This window comes from Falsirhodobacter sp. alg1, assembly GCF_000739715.2.
Classification (GTDB): domain Bacteria; phylum Pseudomonadota; class Alphaproteobacteria; order Rhodobacterales; family Rhodobacteraceae; genus Falsirhodobacter.
Genome location: NZ_BBJC02000001.1, coordinates 397,996 through 421,224 on the forward strand (window position 1 = coordinate 397,996; position 23,229 = coordinate 421,224).

At 61.1% G+C, this 23,229-nt stretch carries 24 protein-coding genes; 11 read left to right on the forward strand and 13 right to left on the reverse strand.

The window, feature by feature from the left end; translation table 11 throughout:
* Positions 1 to 42: 42 nt before the first annotated feature.
* Positions 43 to 852, reverse strand: coding sequence for a response regulator (locus TR36_RS01855; RefSeq protein WP_045387995.1), 810 nt, complete (start codon positions 850 to 852; stop codon positions 43 to 45).
* 105 nt (positions 853 to 957) lie between these two features.
* Here TR36_RS01855 and TR36_RS15440 point away from each other — a divergent pair, with 105 nt between their 5' ends.
* From TR36_RS15440 to TR36_RS01870, 4 genes are read left to right on the forward strand one after another with little or no spacing between them, the layout of a single operon-like run.
* Positions 958 to 1,104, forward strand: coding sequence for a NepR family anti-sigma factor (locus tag TR36_RS15440; RefSeq protein ID WP_153010463.1), 147 nt, complete (start codon positions 958 to 960; stop codon positions 1,102 to 1,104).
* Positions 1,101 to 1,685 (forward strand): RNA polymerase sigma factor, encoded by a 585-nt coding sequence (locus TR36_RS01860; RefSeq protein ID WP_062762238.1) that lies wholly within the window; start codon positions 1,101 to 1,103, stop codon positions 1,683 to 1,685. The genes TR36_RS15440 and TR36_RS01860 overlap by 4 nt, the downstream gene beginning before the upstream one ends.
* Complete coding sequence (locus TR36_RS01865) at positions 1,682 to 3,433, forward strand: sensor histidine kinase (protein ID WP_045388800.1); 1,752 nt, start codon at positions 1,682 to 1,684, stop codon at positions 3,431 to 3,433. The genes TR36_RS01860 and TR36_RS01865 overlap by 4 nt, the downstream gene beginning before the upstream one ends.
* 30 nt (positions 3,434 to 3,463) lie before the next feature.
* A complete protein-coding gene (locus TR36_RS01870; RefSeq protein ID WP_062762241.1) occupies positions 3,464 to 5,032 on the forward strand; it encodes a phospholipase D-like domain-containing protein in 1,569 nt (522 codons plus the stop codon).
* A gap of 2 nt (positions 5,033 to 5,034) precedes the next feature.
* On the opposite strand, the gene TR36_RS01875 is transcribed toward TR36_RS01870, so the two are convergent.
* The 4 genes from TR36_RS01875 to TR36_RS01895 all read right to left on the reverse strand — a co-directional run bounded on the left by TR36_RS01875 (position 5,035) and on the right by TR36_RS01895 (position 7,964).
* Positions 5,035 to 6,090 (reverse strand): AI-2E family transporter, encoded by a 1,056-nt coding sequence (locus TR36_RS01875; protein ID WP_062762244.1) that lies wholly within the window; start codon positions 6,088 to 6,090, stop codon positions 5,035 to 5,037.
* A gap of 353 nt (positions 6,091 to 6,443) precedes the next feature.
* Complete coding sequence (locus TR36_RS01885) at positions 6,444 to 7,280, reverse strand: hypothetical protein (protein WP_045387983.1); 837 nt, start codon at positions 7,278 to 7,280, stop codon at positions 6,444 to 6,446.
* Positions 7,270 to 7,671 carry a phage holin family protein gene (locus TR36_RS01890; RefSeq protein ID WP_045387979.1) on the reverse strand — a complete coding sequence of 134 codons (402 nt, stop codon included), beginning with the start codon at positions 7,669 to 7,671 and terminating at the stop codon, positions 7,270 to 7,272. Before TR36_RS01890 ends, TR36_RS01885 begins: the two co-directional genes overlap by 11 nt.
* Positions 7,672 to 7,679: 8 nt before the next feature.
* The gene (locus tag TR36_RS01895; protein WP_153010464.1) at positions 7,680 to 7,964 is read right to left on the reverse strand and encodes a hypothetical protein; all 285 of its coding nucleotides are present in this window, start codon (positions 7,962 to 7,964) and stop codon (positions 7,680 to 7,682) included.
* A 242-nt stretch (positions 7,965 to 8,206) separates the two neighbouring features.
* Between TR36_RS01895 and TR36_RS01900 the strand changes: the two genes are divergently transcribed.
* Positions 8,207 to 8,386 carry a DUF1328 domain-containing protein gene (locus tag TR36_RS01900; RefSeq protein ID WP_045387974.1) on the forward strand — a complete coding sequence of 60 codons (180 nt, stop codon included), beginning with the start codon at positions 8,207 to 8,209 and terminating at the stop codon, positions 8,384 to 8,386.
* Here TR36_RS01900 and TR36_RS01905 read toward each other — a convergent pair whose 3' ends face one another.
* Genes TR36_RS01905 through exbB form a run of 3 tightly spaced genes read right to left on the reverse strand, consistent with a single transcriptional unit; the run spans position 8,387 to position 10,519 of the window.
* The gene (locus tag TR36_RS01905) at positions 8,387 to 9,223 is read right to left on the reverse strand and encodes an energy transducer TonB (RefSeq protein WP_062762248.1); all 837 of its coding nucleotides are present in this window, start codon (positions 9,221 to 9,223) and stop codon (positions 8,387 to 8,389) included.
* Complete coding sequence (gene exbD, locus TR36_RS01910; protein WP_045387970.1) at positions 9,220 to 9,663, reverse strand: TonB system transport protein ExbD; 444 nt, start codon at positions 9,661 to 9,663, stop codon at positions 9,220 to 9,222. Before exbD ends, TR36_RS01905 begins: the two co-directional genes overlap by 4 nt.
* A 4-nt stretch (positions 9,664 to 9,667) precedes the next feature.
* Positions 9,668 to 10,519, reverse strand: a complete 852-nt coding sequence (exbB, locus tag TR36_RS01915) for a tonB-system energizer ExbB (protein WP_370553318.1) — start codon at positions 10,517 to 10,519, stop codon at positions 9,668 to 9,670.
* 199 nt (positions 10,520 to 10,718) lie between these two features.
* On the opposite strand from exbB, the gene TR36_RS01920 reads away from it, so the two are divergent.
* The 6 genes from TR36_RS01920 to TR36_RS01945 all read left to right on the forward strand — a co-directional run bounded on the left by TR36_RS01920 (position 10,719) and on the right by TR36_RS01945 (position 17,583).
* Positions 10,719 to 11,540 carry a flagellar motor protein MotB gene (locus TR36_RS01920; RefSeq protein ID WP_062762251.1) on the forward strand — a complete coding sequence of 274 codons (822 nt, stop codon included), beginning with the start codon at positions 10,719 to 10,721 and terminating at the stop codon, positions 11,538 to 11,540.
* Between the two features lie 60 nt (positions 11,541 to 11,600).
* Positions 11,601 to 12,905 (forward strand): flagellar hook protein FlgE, encoded by a 1,305-nt coding sequence (locus TR36_RS01925; protein WP_045387964.1) that lies wholly within the window; start codon positions 11,601 to 11,603, stop codon positions 12,903 to 12,905.
* An 8-nt stretch (positions 12,906 to 12,913) separates the two neighbouring features.
* A complete protein-coding gene (gene flgK / locus TR36_RS01930; protein ID WP_045387961.1) occupies positions 12,914 to 14,233 on the forward strand; it encodes a flagellar hook-associated protein FlgK in 1,320 nt (439 codons plus the stop codon).
* Complete coding sequence (locus TR36_RS01935) at positions 14,234 to 15,235, forward strand: flagellin (RefSeq protein WP_045387958.1); 1,002 nt, start codon at positions 14,234 to 14,236, stop codon at positions 15,233 to 15,235. It begins immediately after the preceding gene.
* The gene (locus TR36_RS01940; protein ID WP_370553260.1) at positions 15,235 to 16,320 is read left to right on the forward strand and encodes a flagellar basal body P-ring protein FlgI; all 1,086 of its coding nucleotides are present in this window, start codon (positions 15,235 to 15,237) and stop codon (positions 16,318 to 16,320) included. The genes TR36_RS01935 and TR36_RS01940 overlap by 1 nt, the downstream gene beginning before the upstream one ends.
* Positions 16,321 to 16,536: 216 nt before the next feature.
* Complete coding sequence (locus tag TR36_RS01945; protein WP_045387953.1) at positions 16,537 to 17,583, forward strand: saccharopine dehydrogenase; 1,047 nt, start codon at positions 16,537 to 16,539, stop codon at positions 17,581 to 17,583.
* Here TR36_RS01945 and mutL read toward each other — a convergent pair.
* The 5 genes from mutL to lspA all read right to left on the reverse strand — a co-directional run bounded on the left by mutL (position 17,580) and on the right by lspA (position 23,229).
* Entirely contained in the window at positions 17,580 to 19,376 is a 1,797-nt protein-coding gene (gene mutL / locus TR36_RS01950; RefSeq protein WP_062762253.1) for a DNA mismatch repair endonuclease MutL, read from the reverse strand. The two genes, TR36_RS01945 and mutL, sit on opposite strands and share 4 nt — an antisense overlap.
* A gap of 59 nt (positions 19,377 to 19,435) precedes the next feature.
* Positions 19,436 to 20,743 carry a pitrilysin family protein gene (locus TR36_RS01955; protein ID WP_045387947.1) on the reverse strand — a complete coding sequence of 436 codons (1,308 nt, stop codon included), beginning with the start codon at positions 20,741 to 20,743 and terminating at the stop codon, positions 19,436 to 19,438.
* Complete coding sequence (locus TR36_RS01960) at positions 20,740 to 22,080, reverse strand: pitrilysin family protein (protein WP_082714812.1); 1,341 nt, start codon at positions 22,078 to 22,080, stop codon at positions 20,740 to 20,742. Before TR36_RS01960 ends, TR36_RS01955 begins: the two co-directional genes overlap by 4 nt.
* 82 nt (positions 22,081 to 22,162) lie before the next feature.
* Positions 22,163 to 22,681 (reverse strand): DUF3035 domain-containing protein, encoded by a 519-nt coding sequence (locus TR36_RS01965; RefSeq protein ID WP_062762455.1) that lies wholly within the window; start codon positions 22,679 to 22,681, stop codon positions 22,163 to 22,165.
* A 53-nt stretch (positions 22,682 to 22,734) separates the two neighbouring features.
* Complete coding sequence (lspA, locus tag TR36_RS01970; RefSeq protein ID WP_062762256.1) at positions 22,735 to 23,229, reverse strand: signal peptidase II; 495 nt, start codon at positions 23,227 to 23,229, stop codon at positions 22,735 to 22,737.

Genomic DNA, 23,229 nt, shown 5'->3' on the forward strand with positions numbered 1-23,229 from the left:
CGCATGTTCGATGCGGCGCCCTTTCCTTCTGTTTCGGCAGGTTCAGGCCGTCAGTGTTTCCGTGGACGAGAAGAACATGGCCTGGCTGACAGCCGAACGCACCTGATCCTCATGATAAGGTTTGGTAATCAGGAATGCGGGTTCGTTCATCTGTCCGGTCAGGAGCCGCTCGGGGAAGGCGGTGATGAAGATGACGGGCATGTCATCGAACTGCTTCAGGATGTCGTTCACGGCATCCACGCCCGATGAATTATCTGCCAACTGGATATCGGCCAGAACCAGATCCGGCCGTTCGCGGGCTGCAAGGGCCCCAGCCTCTGTCCGGGTGCGGGCAATACCGGTGATCTCGTGGCCCATTTCCTTGACGATGGCCGAAATGTCCATCGCGATGATGGCCTCATCCTCGATGATCATGACCTTGCCAGCGACGGCATTCGACATTTCCCGCTGCGCAATCTCGACCAGATCCGTGGCCTCATCCGCCTCGACCTGCATGATTGCGCCGATCTCGTCATGGGTGAACCCTTCGATCGCATGGAGCAATAGCGCTTCCCGCGTGTTCGGGGTCAGGTTCGCCATGTAGTTCTGTGCCTTTTCCGACATGCGGTTATCGGGATCACCCAAAGGTGCCCCGGCGCTTGCCCAGACAAGGTGGAAGGCGTGGAACAGGCCGACTTTTGCATTGTCGATCCCTTCGAAGATCGACGTATCTTCCAGAATTGCTTCCAGTGTGGCTGCGGCAAAGGCGTCGCCCGTAGATTGGCTACCCGTGAGGGCACGCGCGTACCGCCGCAGATAAGGAAGGTTTGCCCCGATCACAGTGGAAAGGTCACGCGTGGCGTCCGACGGCATTGAATGTCCTCTTCAAGCTCATTTTCTCGGGAACCAAACACATTGCATGGCGTTTGGTTCCAAACAATATTGTTCCCGAATCGAAAGTAGCGAGTTTTGGATCAGATGGCAAAAGAGCGCGATAACTCTGCTTCGTTCCGTCAGATAGACGAGAACCTCAAGCGGGTCTACGATGAGGCGCTGGAGCAGGAGGTCCCTGACCGTTTTGCGCAGCTCCTTGCCCAGCTTCGGGAAAAAGGGGTCGAAAAATGAGCGGTATGGATCGTTCTGTAGAGACCCATCGGGACCCTCGGGACGAGCTTCCCGATCACCTGCCTGCATTGCGGGCCTTTGCGATTTCGCTGACGCGGAACGTTTCGGTCGCGGATGATCTGGTGCAGGACACCATCGTCAAGGCGTGGACAAACTTCGACAAGTTCACGGTCGGGACCAACTTGCGGGCATGGCTGTTCACGATCCTGCGCAACACCTTCTATTCGGACAAGCGCAAGAACCGTCGTGAGGTGCCCGATCCCGAAGGTGCCCATGCCGCATCCCTTTTCGTCAAGCCTGACCACGACGGGCGTATGGCGCTGACCGAATTCAGCGCGGCGTTCGACAAGCTGACGCCCGAGCACCGCGAGGTGCTTATCCTGGTGGGTGCCTCCGGGTTTTCCTACGAAGAGGCGGCCGGCATGATGAATGTCGCGGTCGGTACCGTCAAAAGCCGAGCGAACCGGGCCCGTGCCCGTCTGGCAGAGCTTTTACATCTGGCAGAGGGCGAACATGCCTTTGCCGGAGAGGATGGTACCACGATGGCTGTCATGTCCCGTTCGGGTATGAATGCTGCATGACCAGTTGGAAGGCCGATTTCGACCGTGCCTCAAAGACGCTAGGCTTTCGCCTAGCGTTTCTTTTGGGGATTGCGCTGTTGCCGCTGTGCATGGTCTCGGCCATCCAGTCTGCCGCGATGCTGAAGGAGACGCGCGCGCGCTCCGAGGCCGCCTTGATGGGGGAAACCATGCGCGCGGCCGAGGCGGACCTGCTGCTGATCCAGCGGGCACGCGGGGCCGTCGCGGCGCTGACCCGGCTGGTCGTGCCGGTCATGGGGGATATCGACGCCTGCAACGCGATGATGCGCAATTTTGTCGGAACATCCGGCATCTATCGCAGCGCCGTTTTCATCGACCGGTCCGGCATATCGCACTGTTCGTCGAGTGAAGACCAGCTTGATATTTCCAATGACACCGAGTTTCAGGTGGCCCTGGAAGAAAAACGCCCGCTGATCCGTTTGGCGTCCGGCATCGGTGCGGGAAATGAATCGGTGATTATCGTCGCCGATCCGGTCATGCAGGGTGATACCGTTCTGGGCTACATGTCGTTGTCGCTGCCCCATGATGCGCTGACATCCAATCGGGTTTCACCGCGCACCACGGCACATCCGCCGGCTTTGCTGACCTATGACGCGACGGGAAACATCCTGACCTCCAGCGTGGACATGGAGGAAATTACCTCTGTTTTGCCGCAGAACCGATCCCTGACGGCATTGTCGATGGCCAATGAGGATGTGTCGTTCACTGCCAGAACGGCCGAAGGGCGTTCGCGGTCCTTTGCCGTGATCCCGATCGTGCCGGATCTGCTTTATGCAATGGGAAGCTGGTCTGCCGAGGGCGATGATGTCTGGTATCTACGGATGCTGCCATCGCTGACCTTGCCGTTCGCGATGTGGCTCGCGTGTCTGATCGTGGCGTTTCTGGCTGTGGAACGTTCGGTCACGCGGCATGTGCGGGTCTTGCGGACCGCCATGTCGGGCTTTGGCGATGGCAAGCGGATCATCGGCCGGATGGATATGGCGAATGCGCCGACCGAATTGCGCGATCTGTCGGAAACATTCGAACATATGACCGATACCATCCTGCATGACGAGGCAGAGATGGAGGACATGATCCACCAGAAAGAGGTTCTGCTGCGTGAGGTCCATCACCGCGTCAAGAACAACCTCCAGCTTATCGCCTCGATCATGAACATGCAGATGCGGCAGGCAAGATCGGCCGAGGCAAAGTCGTTGATGAAGGGTCTGCAGGAGCGGGTGATGAGCCTTGCGACCATCCACCGCGAACTTTACCAGACCTCGGGGCTGACCGATATCCGTGCGGATGAACTGCTGGTCGACATCTCTCGTCAGGTGGTGAAGCTGGCATCGGGGCCGGGGCGGCAGATCGGGCTGGGGCATTCCTTTGCCGATGTGCGGCTGACCCCGGATCAGGCTGTGCCGCTGTCGCTCTTGCTGACCGAGGCGTTGGCCAATGCGGTGAAATATGCCGGTGCCCATGAGGGCAAGCCCCGGATCGAGGTGGCCTTGTGGCGCGAGGGGGGTACGCAGGCGGTGCTGGAGGTCAGCAATACCGTAGGCCCGAATGGCCAGATGTCGGATGCCGAAGGGACGGGGCTGGGCGCCCAGCTTCTTGCGGCCTTCGCTCAACAAATCGGGGGAAAGGTCGACATTACCCACGATGACGATAAATATACCCTTAGCGTGGCATTCGAGGTACGACCCTTGAATGAGGCTGAGGCCCGCATTTCGGGGGATGTGACATCCTGAACCTGATCGGCTGGCAAGAATGGGGTAAGAATGCGACGGCAGGTATCAGGTGATGACAGGCGGGCTTCGACGCAGGTGTTCATCACCGGGTCCGAAGCCTACCCCGAGCTTGAGCGGGCGTTTCTGGCGGCCGAGACGGAAATCCATGCCAGCTTCCGCATTTTCGATCCCCGTACCCGTCTGCGATCGGCCGAAGGTCTGGCTGTCGGGGAAAGCTGGTCGGATCTGATTGCCCATGTTCTGCAAAAGGGCGTGGCGATCCGGATGATCCTGTCGGATTTCGATCCGGTTGGCCGTTCTGCCCTGCACCGGGGAACATGGCGAAGCGTACGGTTGTGGAAAGCTGCGGCTGCAAGCGCGGGGCCGGATGCGAGGCTGGAGATCCATGCTGCGATGCATCCGGCACAAAGCGGGACCTTGGTCCGTATGGCGTTCTGGTGGAAAGCGAAGCGCAAGACGGATCGTATCTGTGCCTGGCTGAACGAGATGCCTGAAGCAGAGCGCCATGAGGTGCTGGAAGACATGCCGGGCCTCTCGGACCGGATTGTGACCCTTGCAGACGGCCGGTGCCGTGCCCGCAGATTTCTGTTGCCCCATCTTTTTCCTGCCACCCATCACCAGAAGCTGGCGGTATTCGACCGTCGTAAGCTGTATATCGGCGGGCTGGATCTGGATGAACGTCGCTATGACACCCCGAACCACGATCGTCCGGGGGATCAGACATGGCATGATGTGCAGATGATGATGGAAGGCCCCGTCGTGACGGAGGCGCAGGCGCATCTGGACAGTTTTCTGGATGTGGTCGAGGGAAAAAACCCGCCCGCAAAGGCGCGCCGCTTTCTGCGCACGCTAAGCCGGAGGCGGCGGATTGCCTTGTGGCATTACGGGCCGAAACCTGTTGCCCATGAACTGCGCCAGGCCCATGAGGCGCTGTGCAGCAGGGCGCAGAATCTGATCTATCTCGAAACCCAGTTCTTTCGTGATTTGAGTTTGGCGCGGCATCTGGTGCGGGCGGCAGAACGGAATCCTCAATTGGGTCTGATTCTGATCCTGCCTGCAGCCCCCGAAGATGTGGCGTTTGACAACCGCGCGGGTATCGATGCGCGCTTTGGCGAATACCAGCAGGCGCGTGCGCTCAGAATGCTGCGCAAGGCATTCGGCGCGCGGATATTCATCGGCGGTGCTGCGCAACCCCGATCCATGACGCGCCAGACCAGCCATGACAGGGACCGCCTGCAGGGGGCGCCCTTGATCTACATCCACGCCAAGGTGTCGATTTTTGATGATGTGTCGGCCATCGTGTCTTCGGCCAATCTGAACGGGCGCAGCCTGTCGTGGGATACCGAGGCAGGAGTATATCTGAACAGTGCCCGCGATGTTGCAGAGCTTCGGCGTCGGGCAATGGGGCATTGGCTGCCAGCCGATGCGGCGCCCGCATTTTTCGACGTGTCCGGCGCCCCCGCTGCCTGGGCGGCACTGGCGCGTGAAAACCACAGGGCGGCCCCTGAAAACCGCCGTGGTTTCATTCTGCCCTATGATATCACCGTGGCCGAGGATTTCGGGCAGAACGCGCCGGGTGTCCCTGACGAGATGATGTGACCTCAGGGTTCGTTGGCAGGAAGCTTGGCGGTGCGGGTGGAATTGTTGATCTGAAGAACCCAGAGCAGCAGCGGGATGGCGACGATGCCGCCAATCGGACCCCAGAGCCACATTCCGAAGACGAGCGACAGGAACACCAGCAGCGGATTGACCGCCGTATGCCGCCCGATCAATGTCGGCGTGATGAACTGCCCTTCGGCCCCGTTGATCAGGATGTAGGCGATCACAGGCAGCAGGGCCTGCCATCCATCAAATACGGCAATTCCCCCAAACAGCAGCGACACGGTCATCATGGCAGGACCGATATAGAGAATGTAATTCAGCAGAAATGCGGCCAGTCCCCACAGCATTGCACCGGGCATGCCGATCAGATGCAGGACCCCGGCAACGGTCAAACCCTCTATCAGGTTGATGACCGTGATCGTCAGGAAATACCGGGCGACCAATGTCTCCGCGAGGTGCAGCCGGCGCGCCAGATCCGCCCGTTCAGACGGTTCCGCGAGGCGTGAGGCCCAGCCGTAGACATCGGCCCGTGTCAGCAGAAAAAAGAACAGCGCACCGATGAAGATCAAGATCTGGCCCGCAAAGGAGGGCGCGAACAGCAGGGCATCGGCCATAGTAGGCATGGCTGATTCCAACCCCCCTTCAGCCGGTTCGGCGGTTCCCTGTGCGCCAGCAGCAGGCGGGCTGAGCGCATCCCGCAGACCATCGGACATCTGGCTGAATCCGGAAATGAAACGGTGCAGGATATCGACGGTTGTCTGCAGTTCGGACCAGATCTGCGGAGCCTTGTCGAACAGGCGCATGACCAAAGGCTGGGCCGCCGCTGCAAGCCCGCCGACAATCGTCAGCGTCAGCAGCAGGGACAACAGGGCTCCGACAACCGGCCGCATCCCCCAACGTGCCACAAGGTCCGAGATCGGGGAAAGCACGACGCCCGCGACCATCGCAAGGACCAAGGGGGCGAATATGCCCTCGCCGATGCGCAGGGCGGCAAACAGAGCAAAAACGCCCATGAAAATAACAGCGTATCGTGCCAGACGATCAAGGCGATCCATTGGTGCTCCTGGAAATGTGATGAAGAAACGCGAGGTGGAACACCAAGGTTCCCCTTGGGGCCGCGATGTGGACGCAGCGTTGTGCCGGGGATGGGACCTGGTACAGAAAAATAGGTATGAACCGGGATCAGACTGCCGGAAAACAGAAGATCAAAGGTCGGGCCGGCCAGAAACAGCGCGACTTGGCGGATGATGATCTGGATCGTGCGGAACGAAAACGAGGCGAGATGAGTGGCGTACTGCACCAGAGGTACGGCCAAACCAAGTACGATGCCAAATTTGACAATTTTGCCAGCTGCTTCTGACTGGGCGATATGACAGAAAAAGGCCCGCCTTGCAGCGGGCCCTTCGGGTTAACGACGGCGTTTGCGAGAGCGGATACGCTCCAGCTCTTCTTCCGCTTCGTCAATCGCCTCTTCGGCGGGAGAGCGGCGGCTGCGGATGACGGCAGTCCCGATTGCGGCGCCAAGCCCCAGCACCACTGCGGCCGATACCATCGGGTGATCCTCGACCATGCGCTTGGCCTCACGGCCCCCTTTGCCCAAGGCTTCCTGCGCCTTCAGGCGCGCGGCATAGGCCTCCTCGCGGGCGCGGATGATCCGCTTCTGGGCTGCATGCGAAAAATCATCCAACCCGTCGGCAAGGCGTTCGCGCATGTCTTCTGCCAGATCGGACAGAACCTCGGCCCGTTCGGCCAGGTAATCACGAACTTCATCGGCCTTGTCGGCAAGCCCTGCTGCCATGTCGTCCCGATAAGCACGGGCTTCGTCCTCAAGGTCATGCAGGCGTGCGGATGCTTTTGCACGAAGGCGGTCCAGAGATTCGGCCCAATCGCTTTCCTCGATGGCTTCGGCTTCGTCCCGCAAGGTGGCTCGGGCACGATCGGCGCTCCGCTGCACGCGGTTGCGAACGGTTCGCGCTTCGGCCTCGGCGGCAACCTCGGGTTTGCGGCTTCCATAGGCCAGCCAAGCGAGGCCAAGCCCGATGACACCCACGGCAAGCGGATTGCGGCGCACCACGGCTTCGGCCGTTTCACGGGCACCGCCATTGGCGCGTAGTGTCTGGATGCCCTCACGCATCAGCAGATCGACCGTGGACCGGCTGAACAGGCTGTCAAAGATGGAACCAAGCTGCGCGCGGTCGCGGTCAAGCTCGTCTTCGATATCACGGGTATAACGTTTACGGCTCATCTCTAATCATCTCCTTGATTATCTCTGCATCGCGGCGAAGGCGTGCCGCCGTGCGCGTTGGTACGAGGCGAGAGGGTTTCAGCGAGGAAAGCCCCCAGAACGCCAGAATGATTGCCAGCAGCACAAGGGCACCGCCCACGATCGCAGGTGCCCAAGGATCGGGGACGCCGACCGAGGCAAGGGCGATTGCGGCCGCCCCTGCCAACATGTTGAGCGCGACGAGCACCATCAACAGGGCCACGATCAACATCACGGCACCGATGATCGCGCCACGGATCGCAGTGGACACCTCGGCCTTTGCCAAGGCGAATTCCGCCGCCGCCATACGTGTCAGTACGGCAGCGATGCGCGATACGGGGGCATCCCTCAGAAAGTCGTCCGAACGGAACATACGACCTCCTATTTCCGAAGCAGGCGGGTCAGGGCAAAGCCCAGAACAACGGCACCACCGATGACGACAGCCGGATTCTGGCGGGCATATTTGTAACTGCGCGTGACGATATCGCTGCTGCGGATGTCTTCCGCGATGCCTTCGGCCGAGGACGCGGCAGAGCCTGCCGTTTCACGAAAATCCCCGGCAAGGCGCGAGGCACGGCGACGGGCGCGTTTTCCGGCACGAGTTGCCTCTTCCAGAATGTCCTGACCGTGGTCGTGCATCCTGTCCCTGAAAACCGTCTTGTCCATCACCGTATCCCCATGTTGTGTCATCCGAAATTTGATAAATATCATTACCGTTTTCGGCGTATGTTTTCTTCCCGATTAGTCAACGAACAATAACACGTTGCGGTTCCCTTGGCGGCCCGTCCGCTTTTTGCAGGGCGGCGTTGCGCGCTATTCATCGGAACATTTGCAAAGATGGGCTGTTGGTTTCGGGACCTGCCAAGCAAGCCTTGGTTCAAGACAGACCTATCAAAAGGATGTAACCAATGCTCGGCTGGACTCTGACCTATGCGATGAGCGCGCTGATTGCTGCAGCCGTCGGCTTCGGCGGAACCACGGGTGCAACGGCAACCATCGCACAATCATTTTTCGCGCTGTTCACCGCATTGTTCGTGATCAGCGTCATCGTCCGGACAATGCGGGGCAAGGACCCCTTCGATACGTGATCAGCGGTACACCAGGGGCAGGGTAAAGGTGTAGGTCGCATTGGTCAGCCCCGCCGGCGCCGCCGGAAAGCTGCGTGCAGCGGATTGCACCGCCTGAATGGCCTGGCTGTCCAATGCGGAAACTCCGGAGGATCCCGTCATCGCCACACTGACCAGCTGGCCCTGCCGCGTCACCACGATGCGCACATTGACCGTGCCGGTATTTCGTCCACCGCGCATCCGCCGGTCAATCTGCGCACGGATTTGCGATCCCCACTGCGATTCGAGCCTCCGTATCTCGCCGGAGGAAACGGCCTGCCGGGCCTGTCCCTGTGCCGGCGATGGTGCCGCCTGTCTGGCCTGCGACGGGGGCGGGKCGGCTGGGGCACGCTGCGGGGCCGGTTCCGGCTCCGGTTCGTTCAGCCGTTCGGGGCGCGGGGGCGGCCGCACGGTGGGCTGTGGTGGTGGCGGGGCATCCGGCAGGGCCACATCATCAGGCTTGGCTTCGGGCAATTCCGCCAGAGGTTCGGGAATATCAAGCGGCGGCTCCGTTGCTTCCGGCTCGGGCGGGGGGGCAGTGTCCTGAACCAGTTCCGGGGCTTCGGGGGCATCGGTCTGGGGAATATCCGGCGCAGGGGGGGAGACGGCTGTGGCGGGTGGTGCTGCGGCAGGTGGCTCCAGGTTGATAAGCACCGCATCACGCAGCGCGTCACGATCCCCCTCGTCGGTGACATGCAGGATCACGGCCGTGGTGGCAGCCAGCAGGGCCGCAACCGAGGCCCCCGCACCGGCCCAACCCAGCCATTCGCGCCGGCGTTCGGCGCCGGAGCGCGCCGCTTGCCAGTCTGCCTGTGTCATGGGGATGTTCCCTGCGGGGCGGTGGCGGCATCCAGACCGACCAGAGCCACCTTGAGGTATCCTGCATCCCGAAGACGGTTCATGACCTGCATCAGATCACCATAGGGCACGGCCTGATCCGCGCGCAGAAAGATGCGCTGTTCCTTGTCACCGCCGGTCCGGGCATCAAGGGTGGCCGCCAGCGCCGTCTGCGCAACGGGTTTGTTTCCCAGCATCAGCGTCAGATCCTGCTGCACCGAGACATACACCGGTTCCTGAGGGCGCTGCTGGGGGGCAGCATTGGAAGTGGGCAGGTCTACAGCCACATCCACGGTCGAGATCGGCGCTGCGACCATGAAGATGATCAGCAGAACCAGCATCACATCGATGAACGGTGTGACGTTGATCTCATGCGCTTCTTCCAGATCGTCATCGTCGCGGTCGCGTATTCCACCTGCCATCAGATCACTCCGCTGCCGTCGGATGGTGCGGAAGATGGCGAAAATCCAGATCACGGCTGACCAGCCGTTCGATGCCAGCCCCTGCATCGCCAAGGGCCTGCCTGTATGCCGCGATCTGGCGGGCGAAAGCATTGTAGATGACGACTGCCGGAATGGCCGCGACCAGTCCCAATGCCGTTGCCAGCAAAGCCTCGGCAATGCCCGGTGCGACGACGGCCAGATTGGTCGTATTGCTTTCGGCAATGCCGATAAAGGCGTTCATGATGCCCCAGACGGTGCCAAAAAGCCCTACAAATGGCCCGACAGACCCGATCGAGGCCAACATGCCGGTGCCCTTGCGCATCCGGCGTCCGGCCTGCGCCTCTGTCCGTTCCATGAGCGAGCGGACCCTTTCCTTCACACCCGATGCGCCGGCAACATCCAGAGCGGCTTCGGACTTGCGGACCTCGTCCAGAGCGGCTGCGACCATGAAGCTGGCGGGGTCACGACGACCGGACAGCATCTTTGCGACAGCGGGCAGTGTCTCTCCTTCGCGGATGGCATGGGCGGCGCGACTCAGGCGCCTTTTCGCCCCGGCAATTTCCACGATTTTGAACAGAAGGATTGTCCATGTGACAAAGCTGGCGGCAAGCAGGACAAGCATGACCGCTTTGACCACCCAATGGGCCTGATCATACATTCCCATGACCGACAGATCATGCGCGGGCAAGACAGGTTCCACGGCAGCAGAGGGTGTGGCATCCGCAGCGGGCGGTGCCGCTTCCACAGGGTTGCCTGCAGGGGCCGTGGTGGCGGCAGGGGCCACGGTCTGCACGGTCGGGGCATTACCCTGTGCCTGAACCCCCGAGGTCATCATGAGGCTCAGGCCCGCGATCGCGAGCGCCTTCGTCCATACGGCCATCGGTTCCGCCTTTCGCTATTCCAAACTCGCCCAAGGTCTAAAATTATTGACTTAAATGGTCAAGTTTCAATGCCTGCAACGGCATTCATGCGTTAAGCCCGCATTCAACTTTGCCGCCTAGACCAGAGGAAGCCAGCCGCAAAGTAGAGATGCCATGAACAAGGCCGACCGCCCGATCATCCTGAAGAAGAAAAAGGTGGTCAAGGGGGGGCACCATGGCGGAGCGTGGAAGGTGGCATATGCCGATTTCGTCACTGCGATGATGGCCTTCTTTCTGCTGATGTGGCTGCTGAACGCAACCACCGAGAAGCAGCGCAAGGGCCTGGCCGACTTTTTCAACCCGACCATTCCGGTGAACCGTGTTTCGGGCGGTGGTTCCGGGATGTTCGGCGGGGATTCCGTCTTTTCCGAAGATCAGCTGGTGCAGAGCGGGGCGGGCGCCTCGAACGTGGCCCCTACCGAGGCGCAGCGCGCCCGTGGCGATGTTGCCAGCGGCATTGAGGGGTTGGAGGACGAGCGTCGCAACCTCGACAAGCTTCTGCGCGCGCGCGGGGGGGAAAGCATGACGATGGAGCGGGCCCTTCGGCATGTGGTGACGCGTGTCACCGACGAAGGGGTGGTGATCGAAATATTCGATTTGCCCGAAATGCCGCTTTTTGTGGATGATACCGCAATTCCCAGCCAGATCCTGCGGGATGTCGCATGGATTCTGGCGGACACGCTGGCGCTCAGCACCAATCAGGTCGCGGTTTCGGGACATGTCAGATCCTATCCCATCGTGCTGAAGAACAATCCTGCGTGGCAGTTGTCGGGGGATCGTGCGCAGGCCATGCGGGGGTTGATCGAAGGGATGGGACTGCCGCGACAACGCTTTGCACGGATCACCGGCAATGCCGATCGCAAACCGGTGACGCCCGATGCCACGTCTATCCGCAACAACCGGATCGAGGTGATCCTGCTTCGCCGCGACCGTTAGGGCGATATTAAGCGGTGGTGACCAATCTAGGGGCAATGCAGCAGCAAGGTGCGATTCCAGATGACGATCACTTCCTCCCTCAACGCAGGCGTTTCCGGGTTGAATGCCAATGCGGCCCGTCTGGCCGGTATATCGGATAACATCGCGAACTCGGGCACCTATGGCTACAAACGGGCCGAGACCGATTTTTTCCAGATGGTGAACGCCGGAAACAACGCCGGCAGCTATTCTGCCGGGGGTGTCCGCACCACCGCGCTGCGGATGGTGGACGAACAGGGCGCATTGGTCGGCACCACGAATTCGACCGATATCTCAATCGACGGTCGCGGATTTCTTCCGGTGTCGCCGGATGAAGGTGATGCGGTTACGTTGACGACGACTGGCTCCTTTCGCACCGATGCGAATGGGGTGCTGAAAACCGAATCCGGCCTGACGCTGATGGGATGGGCGGCCAATGCCGACGGGACCATTCCCGCCGTGGCACGTGAATCCATGTCGGGGTTGGAGCCTGTGAAGATAAACATGAACCAGTTCATCTCCAATCCGACCACGCGGATGGCCCTGGCTGTAAACCTGCCGGCCACTGCCACGCAGCCTGATGCGGCGGCGCAGTCGTATTCGCAAACGATCGAATATTACGACTCGCTTGGAACGGCGCAGTCGATGACGGTGGATTTCACATCGGTTCCTGCGACGGGCGGAACCGCCTCGAACGCATGGATGATGCGGCTGACGGATGATGCCACGTCTACGGTGCTTGGCGATTACCGGATGGTATTCGATGACAGCCAGCAAGCGGGCGGCACGTTGGAATCCGTGACGCGCATTGCAGGATCGGGCGACAGTGCAAAGGCAGGAACCTATGACGCCGACAGCGGCACCATCAACCTGAAGCTGAGCGGTGGGAATGTCAGCTTTTCGTTGGGAAAACCCGGCCAGACCACGGGAATGAGCCAGCTGTCGGATACATATGCGCCAAGCGTCATCGAGAAGGACGGGAGTGCCGTCGGAAGTCTGCAATCCATTGAGGTGGATGACAACGGCTATGTCCGGGCGCAATACGATCAGGGGTTCAGCCGCGTTCTTTATCAGGTGCCGGTGGTCGATGTGCCGAACCCGAATGGCCTGCGGTCTCTGGATAACCAGACCTTTTCGATCACGGCTGATTCAGGGGCATTTTATCTGTGGGATGCGGGGGACGGGCCGACGGGCAGCACCAAGGGCTTCACGCGTGAACAATCCACAACCGATGTCGCGGAAGAGCTGACGCAACTGATCCAGACACAGAACGCCTATTCCTCGAACGCAAAGATCATCCAGACGGTGGATGAGATGCTTCAGGAAACCACCAATCTGAAACGTTAGGATCTTTCATGACGCTAAGCTCCGCATTTTCGGTGGCGCGTTCGGGGTTGTCGGTCAGCGCACGAGCGGCCGACGTGACATCACAGAACGTCGCCAACGCACTGACCGAAGGGTATGGCAAACGGGAGCTGTCGCTGGCTACGCGCTCCACGGGCGGTGTGGATATCGTGGGCATCACGCGATTTGCCGACCGGGCGCTGACGGCGGATCGGCGTGTGGCCGAAGCGGCGCAGGTGGCAAGCGGGCGGCTGGCGGAATTCTATTCCGGGATCGAGGGGGATATCGGCGTCACCGGGGACGCCGGCGCATTGGGGACATTGCTGTCATCGCTTGATACGGCCTTGATCGACGCATCCAGCCAGCCGCAATCGATCTCGCGTCTTGATGCAGTGGTCACGGCGGCTTCCACATTGTCGGCCCGCGTCAATTCGCTGGGGGATCAGGTGCAGGCCGCTCGTCTGAAGGCTGATACGCGGATCGGACGGGGCGTGGCCGATATCAATGCGGCACTGAAACAGCTTGAAGTGCTGAACACGGCCGTTGCCTCGCAATCCGCGCAGGGGCGCGATGTGTCATCCCTTCTGGACCAGCGCCAGCAGCTTGTGGATACGGTAGCCGCGCAGATTCCGGTGCGCGAAATCACCCGGGATGACGGGCGTATTGCGCTGATCACCACAAGCGGGCTGACCTTGCTGGACGGTAAGGCCGCTACCCTCGGATTTTCACCGATGAATCTGGTAACGCCGGATATGACAATCGAAAGCCGGGGATTGTCAGGATTGACCCTGAATGGTCGGGACGTACCTGTTGCCGGGCTGGGAAATGGCGCGATGGCCGCCGATTTTGCGCTGCGGGATCAGGAGGCTGTGGCCGTTCAGCAGCAGCTTGATGCGGTGGGGGATGATCTTGTTGCCCGCTTGGGGGGAAGTGGACTTATAACGCGCAATGCGAACGGCGATCTGGCAACGGACCCGGCATTGCTGGCCGAACCTTGGCGGGTGCGTGATGGTATGGGCGCGACAACTCCATCGGCGGGGGGCAATGCTACACTGCTGAATGGTCTTGTATCGGCCTTGGACTCCGGCGGCGGGGCGGCGGGAACAGTGGCCGATTTTCTCTCATCCGTCTCCACGCGCCGGATTGCCGCCGAAGATCAGGCCGATTTTGCGACGGCCCGCTACGACACGCTGCACACGGCAGAGCTCGGGCAGGGCGTGGATACAGATGTTGAGATGCAGAATCTTCTGCTGATCGAACAAAGCTATGCCGCCAATGCCAAGGTGCTGTCGGCGGTCGATCAGATGATGCAACGGTTGTTGGAGCTGTAGATGTCGGCAATTTCCCTGGCCGATATGGCCCAATCCTTTGCCCTGCGGCGGCAGAACACCGCGCTGCAAGTGCAGCAACAACGCCTTGCGACAGAGGTGGTTAGCGGTGTTGCCGCCGATACCGGGCGGGCGGTGCGGGGGGATTTTACCCAGCAGGCGGCAATCACGACATCCCTTGCGCGCAATCAGGCGCTGGCGAACGCAACATCCCTTGCGGGCACGCTGGCCACCGCACAGCAGGCAGGATTGTCGGTTATCGATGATGCGGTTGGTACGCTTGGCACAATCTTGTCGGATCCGTCGGTTACCTCCAACCCGACCACCTTGGGCGCAACCGCCGAGGTGGCAAAGCAGGCCTTTGAAACCGTCATCTCCGCGCTGAATGTGCAGGTGGCGGGGCAGGGCGTGTTTTCCGGTGATGCGCCGAACGGGCCTGCATTGGCAGATGCCGATACAATTCTGTCCGCGTTGCAAACGCTTGTAGCGGGCGCTGATGGTGCTGCGGGGATTCTGCAGGCTGTCGACGCGTGGTTCGCTTCCGGCGGTGGATTTGACAGTACAGCCTATCTCGGCGGGGCGCCGCGCGCACCTATGGTGCTGGGCGAAACGGATCGTGTCAGTCTAGGGCTGACGGCGGCGGATACCGGGCTTCGCAACACATTGAAGGGGTTGGCACTGGGCGCGCTTCTGGCGTCGGGTACACTTCAGGCAGAGCCGGAACAACGGGCGGTGCTGGCCAATGCGGCGGGCGCTGTACTGATCTCCGCCGATGGCGAGCGCAACGAGACCGCTGCCAGACTGGGCGCGGTCGAGGCGCGGATCGACAGCCTTTCGACACGCCATCAGGCCGAAAAATCCGCGTTGGAGATGGCGCAGACATCCCTTCTGGCCGTTGACCCCTACGAAGCGGCCACGCGGCTGGAGGCGACGCAGACGCAGATAGAAACCCTCTATACCGTGACCGCGCGGATTTCGCGCCTGAACCTGACGGATTATCTTTGATGCTGCGCTGGCTCGTGCTGTTTCTATGCCTCGCATTGCCCGCCATGGCAGCGCCGGTCCGCATCAAGGATCTTGCGAATGTAGACGGGGTGCGGGGCAACGACCTTGTGGGCTACGGCCTTGTCGTGGGGCTGAATGGCACGGGGGACGGATTGCGCAATTCGCCCTTCACCGAGGATATAATGTCTAACCTGCTGGAACGGCTGGGCGTCAATGTCACCGGTGAAATGCTGCGGCCCAAAAACGTTGCTGCCGTGTTCGTCACGGCCAGTCTGCCGCCGTTCGCCCGCTCCGGTAGCCAGATCGATGTGACAATTTCGGCCATCGGGGATGCAAAGAGCCTGCTGGGCGGCACGCTTGTGATGACACCGTTGAACGGGGCCGACGGGCAGATTTATGCGGTGGCACAGGGGACCATCATTGCCGGCGGTATCTCTGCCGAAGGGCAGGCGGCCCGCGTTGTCCAGGGTGTTCCTACATCGGGAACAATTCCTGCAGGGGCCAGGGTGGAGCGGGAAGTGGAATTCGATCTGACCGGCCTGCAAACCCTGCGGTTGGCCCTGCGAAATCCGGATTTCACCACAGCGGCCCGGATCGAGGGGGTCGTCAACCAGGCCTTCGGTGGCCGCATGGCAACCATGACCGATTCCGGCACCGTGGAATTGAATTTGCGTGGCCAATCACCGGCACATGTCCTTGCACGACTGGAAAACCTGATGGTTGAACCGGAAACTGCCGCCCGCGTGATCGTGGATCAAAGATCGGGTACGATCGTGATGGGCGAAGATGTCAGGATCGACCGCGTTGCGGTATCGCAGGGCAATCTGACGCTGCGCATTCAGGAAGAGCCGGTAGTGGTGCAGCCCAACCCTTTTTCTCCGGGGCAAACCATTGTCGTACCTCGAACGCAGGCGCAGATAGAGCAGGAAAAAGGTACCGGCCTTGTAGAGCTGCAGGGAACCACAAGCCTGTCACAGGTGGTGGCCGGCCTGAACGCCCTGGGCGTGGCCCCCTATGACATGATCGACATTCTCAAAAGCATCAATGCCGCCGGGGCATTGCACGCCGAATTCATTGTCCGATAGGCCTTTCCTACTGCCGATTGCAGGCTAGGATTTGTTCCAGACTGGTCGAGCCGCGGATTGCCTGCAGCTTTGATTAGAAAAGATGGGATCAAACCTGTTCGGCTATCACTACGGTCCTAGGGCAAAAGGGGCAACTGCCCGCAAACTGCCTCTGATGCCTGTATCGGTGCCGAGCGCTGCAATCGTCGCAAGGCGGCGGGGATATTGGAATACGGCATGAAACCACATCTTTGGCTGCGCCATGAACAGCGGCCCCACGAGCAGCGTGCCGGACTGATGCCAGATGGCGTCGCGGCCCTGATCGACAGCGGCTTTCACATCACGGTTGAGGATAGTCCCGCCCGATGCGTGCCGACACAGGCATATATCGATGCCGGGGCCGATATCGCACCCGCGGCAAGCTGGGTCATGGCCCCGCAGGATGCGATTATCCTTGGTCTCAAGGAGCTGCCGGATGATGATGCGCCGCTGGTGCATCGCCACATCATGTTCGGCCATGCATTCAAGGGGCAGGCGGCGGGGCAGCGGCTGTTGGACCGTTTTCGCCATGGCGGTGGAACGCTTTATGATCTGGAGGCTCTGGTGGACGAAGATGGCCGCCGGGTTGCGGCGTTTGGATATTGGGCCGGATACGTCGGGGCGGCGGTCACCCTTATCGCGCTGGCGGCCCAGCATCGCGGGGGAATCTGCGGGCCGCTTGAACCGTTTGCCGACAAGGAGGACCTTGTGGAAAAGGTCACAGCCGAAATGGCGGATCTTGCGATGCCGCGCGTGCTGATCGTTGGTGCGAATGGCCGTGTCGGTGCGGGCGCGGCGGATTTATGCGGGGCAATGAATATCCCCGTCACTGCCTGGGATGCCGAACATACGGCCTCGGGAGGGCCGTTCCCCGAAATACTGGCACATCCGGTTCTGTTGAACTGTATCCTCGCGCAGCCCGGTTGTCCGGTGTTCGTGCCGGAAAATGCGGGTCAGGTTGAACGGGCGCTCCGCGTCATCGGGGATATCGCCTGCGACCCGGCCTCGGATTTTTCACCGATCCGCGTGTATGATCATACCACGGATTGGGAAAACCCTGCCTTGCGGGTGGCTATGGAGCCGCCGCTGGATGTGGTTGCGATCGACAATTTACCGTCCCTGCTGCCGAAGGAAAGCTCTGCCGATTATGCGGCACAGCTGTTGCCGCATCTTCATGCGCTGGAGCATCTGGATCAGGGCGTATGGATGCGGGCCAAGGCCGCCTTCGATACCGCGATCACCTAACGGCGACCGAACAGACGTTCGATGTCCTGCAGCTTCAGCTCGACATAGGTGGGGCGGCCGTGATTGCACTGACCCGATTTCGGGGTCGCCTCCATTTCGCGCAGCAGGGCGTTCATTTCCTCTGCGCGCATGGAGCGCCCGGATCGAACGGAGCCATGGCAGGCCATCCTGCTGAGGATGGCATCCATACGGGCCATCAGGGTCGTGCTGTCACCTTCTGCCAGTTCGTCCAGAATATCGCGCAACAGGGCCGTGGCATCGACCTGGCCCAGAATGGCCGGGGTTTCGCGTACGGCAATGGCCCCGGCGCCAAACGGTTCGATAGACAAGCCGAGGCGTGACAGATCGTCGGAAATCTCCAAGATCTGCGCGGCATCGGTGGGGGAGAGTTCGACAATTTCGGGAATCAGCAGGGCCTGTGCCGCAATCCCCGCAGCATCACGTTGCGCCTTCAGCCGTTCATAGACCAGCCGTTCGTGGGCGGCATGCTGGTCCACGATCACCATCCCTGTGGTGGTCTGTGCGATGATGTAGTTGCCATGCACCTGCGCGCGGGCGGCCCCGAGGGGGGCGGCCTCGGGCACCGGATCGGGCGGGGCTTCTGGCGTGATGTCCATTCGTGCCGAAGGGGCCTCGGCAAATCCCGGTGCCTGCCATGCGATGGTCCGGGCAATCATGGGCTGCGAGGGGCGATCCATCTGGTAGACGCGCGGCGGTTCCGGTCGCATCGTCTCCAGCGTGGCGGTGCCTACCGTGCTTGAGGCGCGATGCCTTGCGTCCGAAAGCGCCTGTCGCAGCCCCGATACGATCAGGGACCGTGCCTGTGCCGGATCCCGGAAGCGTACCTCGGATTTGGCGGGATGCACGTTCACATCCACCAGTTCCGGTTCGCAGGTTATGCCAAGCACTGCGGCCGGATGCCGGTCCCGCGACAGCACATCCATATAGGCGGCCCGCAGCGCGCCGGTCAGCATACGGTCCAGCACGGGGCGTCCATTCACGAACAGGATCTGCTGGGTCGAGGATCCGCGCGAATAGGTCGGCAGGGCGGCAAAGCCCGACAGGTGCAGCCCGTCCCGTTCAATATCCACGGGAATGGCGTTATCTATGAACTCGGCCCCGAAAATGCGCCCGGACCGACCTGCAAGCGCCTGAAACAGCTCTCCGGATTCGGGGTCCGCACGAAACAGGGTACGACCCGTTTCGGTGTCCGTCAGCGAAAAGCCCACTTGGGGTTCTGCCATGGCCAGCCGGCGCACAACGTCGGAAATGGCCTGTGTTTCAGCCCGGTCGGTACGAAGGAACTTCAGGCGGGCAGGGGTGGCATAGAACAGATCCCGCAGTTCGACCACCGTGCCGGGGGCTGCTGCTGCCGGCCGCACAGGGTCGATCCGCCCGCCAGATACGGTGATGGAGGCCCCCTCCATGCCGGCGACGCGTGATGTGATTGTCAGGCGGCCCACGGCCCCGAGGGAGGGAAGCGCCTCTCCACGAAATCCGAAGGACCTGATATCCAGCAAATCCGAACCGTCGATCTTGGAGGTCGCATGGCGCGTCAGGGCCAAGGGCAGATCTTCGGAGGACATGCCGCAGCCGTCATCGGTGATGCGGATCAGGGTTTTTCCGCCGCCCGCCACTTCGATCGAAATGCGCCTTGCCCCGGCATCCAGCGCGTTTTCCACCAGTTCCTTCACGGCGGATGCAGGCCGTTCGACAACCTCCCCCGCTGCGATGCGGTTGATGGCACTTTCGTCAAGCTGGCGGATTACGGGGCGAATTCGGGGATCAGGCATGATCCCGCGATTTTAGCAGGCGCGGGGGGGATTGGCTACCGGCCCCCGCGCCCGCCTTTTCAATTCTGGTCCATACCTTCGGGCTGCCCGGCAATCACGAACCGCAGCGCGTCGGGATTGTAGAGCTTCTTCGCCACCCGGTTGACGTCCTCCAGTGTCAGCGCGTTGATCAACTGGTTCCGGGTTTTGGGGTAATCGATGTCGAACCCTTGAACCTGCATTCCGACGAGGATGGAGGCGATCGGGCCGTTCCCGTCGAACCGCAGCGGATAGGCGCCGGTCATATAGGTCTTGGCGGCGTCCAACTCTTCTTGGGTGACGCCGTTTTCCGCCACATCTGCCCAGACATCGCGGGTGACCTGCACAGCCTCGGCCACCTTGTCGTTATCACTGGCGAAATGCCCGGACATGAAGTTGGCGTGATCCATGGTGACCATATTGCTGTAGGCGCCATAGGTCAGCCCGCGTTTAGACCGCAGTTCATCCATCAGGCGTGCGGTAAAGCGGCTGCCCCCGACAATTTCGGACACGACATAGGCGGCCATGAAATCGGGGTCCTGCACATCAAGGCCCGGCTGCAGGAACGAGACGACCGATTGCGGCGTCGGGAAATCGACGACGGTGGTGCTGCCCTTGTCATCCAGCGTGGTATCGGCCGGCATGGGCGCACCCGTGGCCGGCAGATCGCCCAGAACTCTGTCCAGAAGCTTGCCCAGATCCTCGGGGGTAATGTCACCCGAGGCGGCCACATAGACCCGGTCCCGGGCCAGCGCTGCTGCATGGGCATCCCGCAGATCATCAGCGGTCAAGGCGGCCACGCTTTCCTCGGTGCCGCTGTCATCGCTGCCGTAAGGGTGGTTGCCGAACACCAGCGATGCCATCGCCTGGCGTGCAATATGCTCCGGGTCTTGGTTCGATGACCGGATGCCCGAGATGATCTGCGCCTTGATGCGGGTGATCGCACTTTCGTTGAAGCTGGGCGCCACAAGCGCCGAATGAAGCAGATCGGCCCCCTGATCGCGGTTTTCCGTCAGGAAACGTGCCGAGACGGAAACCATGTCCTTGTTGGACGAAAAGTCGATGTCGGCGGCCAATGTGTCGCGGGCGGCGGCAAAGGCCTGCGCGTCCATGTCACCCGTTCCTTCTTCGAGCATTGCGGCCATCAGATTGGTTGCGCCGCGTTTCCCCTCGGCATCCAGCGAAGTGCCGCCCCGGAATTCGATTTCCAGCGCGGTAAAGGGGATGTCATGCTCTTCGACCAGCCACGCGGTAATGCCCCCGGGCGAGGTCACTTTCTGGATCGGAACGGCTGCATATGCCGGCAATGACAGACAGATCAGGGCAATCGCGGTTTTCAGGATCTTCATTGCGTCACCTCGTCAGATTCCAGCCAGCCCGTCACCGACTGGCGTTTGTCCAGCACACTTTGCGCGGCGGCCATCACCTCATCGGCGGTGACATCCTGCAGTATCTGCGGCCAGTCCTTTACATCCTGCACCGTCAGGCCCACGGCCAGCGCGGAGCCATACATGCGTGCAAGACCGTCCGCATCGTCGCGCGCATAGATGTCGGAGGCGCGAAGCTGCGTCTTGATCCGGTCAAGTTGCGTCTGGTCCACCCCGTCCTTCAGAAAGGTTTGCAGGGTGGCATCCATCGCGTTCTCCACCTCTTGGATCGTCGTACCCTCTGCCGGAACAGCGGCGATGTTGAAGGTGGTCTGATCCACCGATGTGCCATCATAAGAGGCCATCGTGTAGATCGCGGGGGCATCTGCACCGAATTGCATGGATTTGGCCAGTACCGAGTTCGTCGGTTCTCCGCCCAACAGCTCTGCCAGAACCGTCAGGGCGGCGGCGGATTTCTGATCCCCGGCATTCCGTTCGGGGGCAAGATAGCTGCGCATGACATAGGGCTGTGCCACCCGGGCATCCTTGAACACGATCCGGCGTTCGGCCAATTGCGGCGGTTCCTGCGGACGTTCACGCGGTGGAATGGTCGTGGACGGGCTGAGGGGGCCGAAGTGCCTGGTTGCCAGTTCGCGTACCCCGTCTGGGGTGACATCGCCAGCCACCACGAGGATCGCATTATTCGGTGCATAGAAGGTATGGTAATGGTCCAGCGCATCCTCACGCGACAGGGCCTCCATTTCCGCACGCCAGCCGATCACCGGGCTCTGGTAGGGGCTGTTCAGATATTGCGCGGCGCTCAGCTGCTCCTGAAACAGGGACGATGGGTTGCTGTCCACCCTCTGGCTGCGCTCCTGCAGGATCACCTGCCGTTCGTTGTCTACGATGGGTTGCGACAGATCCAGATTTTCCATCCGGTCCGCTTCCATTGTCAGCATCCGTTCCAGATTATCTGCCGATACGCGCTGGAAATATGCGGTATAATCGTAGGATGTGAATGCATTGTCCGACCCGCCAAGCGCAGAAACGGTGGCCGAAAACTCTCCCGGAGCCATTTTCTGCGTACCCTGGAACATCAGATGCTCCAGGAAATGCGCCACACCGGATTCGCCCGCCTTTTCATCTGCCGAGCCGGTCTTGTACCAGACCATATCGGTGACGATGGGGGCGCGGTGGTCTTCGATCACGACGACCTGAAGCCCGTTATCCAGTGTGAAGTCGGTAATGTCCTGCCCGAATGCAGGGCCACATGACAGGCCCATGACCAGCAGGGCCGGCAAGCGATACGCCATTAACATCCTCCCGTAATGTCGTTGGCCCCACCTGACCTGATGGGGCAGGTAAGGGCAAGCCGACAGCGGGCGGTCTACACGGTTGTGATTATTGATCCACGGGCGGGGCTGCGGGCGTCTGCGTGCCCTGAAGCTGCCAACGCTGCGCTTCGGCCTGCGGATTCAGCATCTGGTCGTCATAAACCCGGTAATAGGTCGTATTGCGGAACACGCGCTCCAGCAGGCTGCCGCGATTTTCATTGCGGAATTCCGCGTCCTCGACAGCCAGTTCCGGGCGGATTGCCGCCTCATTCCCGTAGCGGGCCGCTGCGGTCAGAAGCGCCGCATCGGTTGACGATGCGCTGCGGGCGTTCGGATTGCCCCCGAGGGCTGCGATCGCATCCCCCCGTGGATCAAGCTCGGTCCGGTTGACGCCGCCGGGGGTGGGGGCGGGCAGGTCATTCAACGACGGAGGCATTTCCAGCGGTTTGTGCGGCACAACCGAAAATTCATCCGGCCCGTTGCTGGTTGATTTGATGCGTACCAAATCAGGATCACCGCCACCGCAGGCAGTCAGGGCAAAAAGCGCCATCCCTGCCAGTGCAAATGCGCCACGCGCTGCCTGCATCCCTGCCTCCATCAGCTTACTAATCCCGTCTGTAGCCTAAAGCCCCAGTCAGGTCACGTGCTCTTTCGGACACGTTTTTTCGGTGGCTTCGGTTCGCCGGTAAAGACCACGAGACCGATTGCCCCCAAGAAAATGGCGATATCGGCCACGTTGAAGGCATAGGGATTGTCGATCCCGCAGCACGACATATTCAGAAAATCCGCCACTGCCCCATACAGCAAACGATCGATCACATTCCCGAGCGCCCCGCCAATCAGCAGCCCGGCCGAGATCTGTGCCGTCCGGGTGTGGCCCGGTTTGCGCATCCACCACAGCACCCAGCCCGAAATGGACAGGGCAATGATCACCAGAAGCCATTTCGTAACGTTTGCGTCACCGGCGAACAGGCCGAAGTTCATTCCCTGATTCCACGCCATCTGAAATGTCAGGAACGGGGGGATGACCTCGACCCGGCCCACCACGGGCAGGTTCAGCCCGTGGATCACGGCCAGTTTCGACAGCTGATCCAGCACAAAGACGACCAGAGCGGTCAGGCCAAGCAGGCGCAT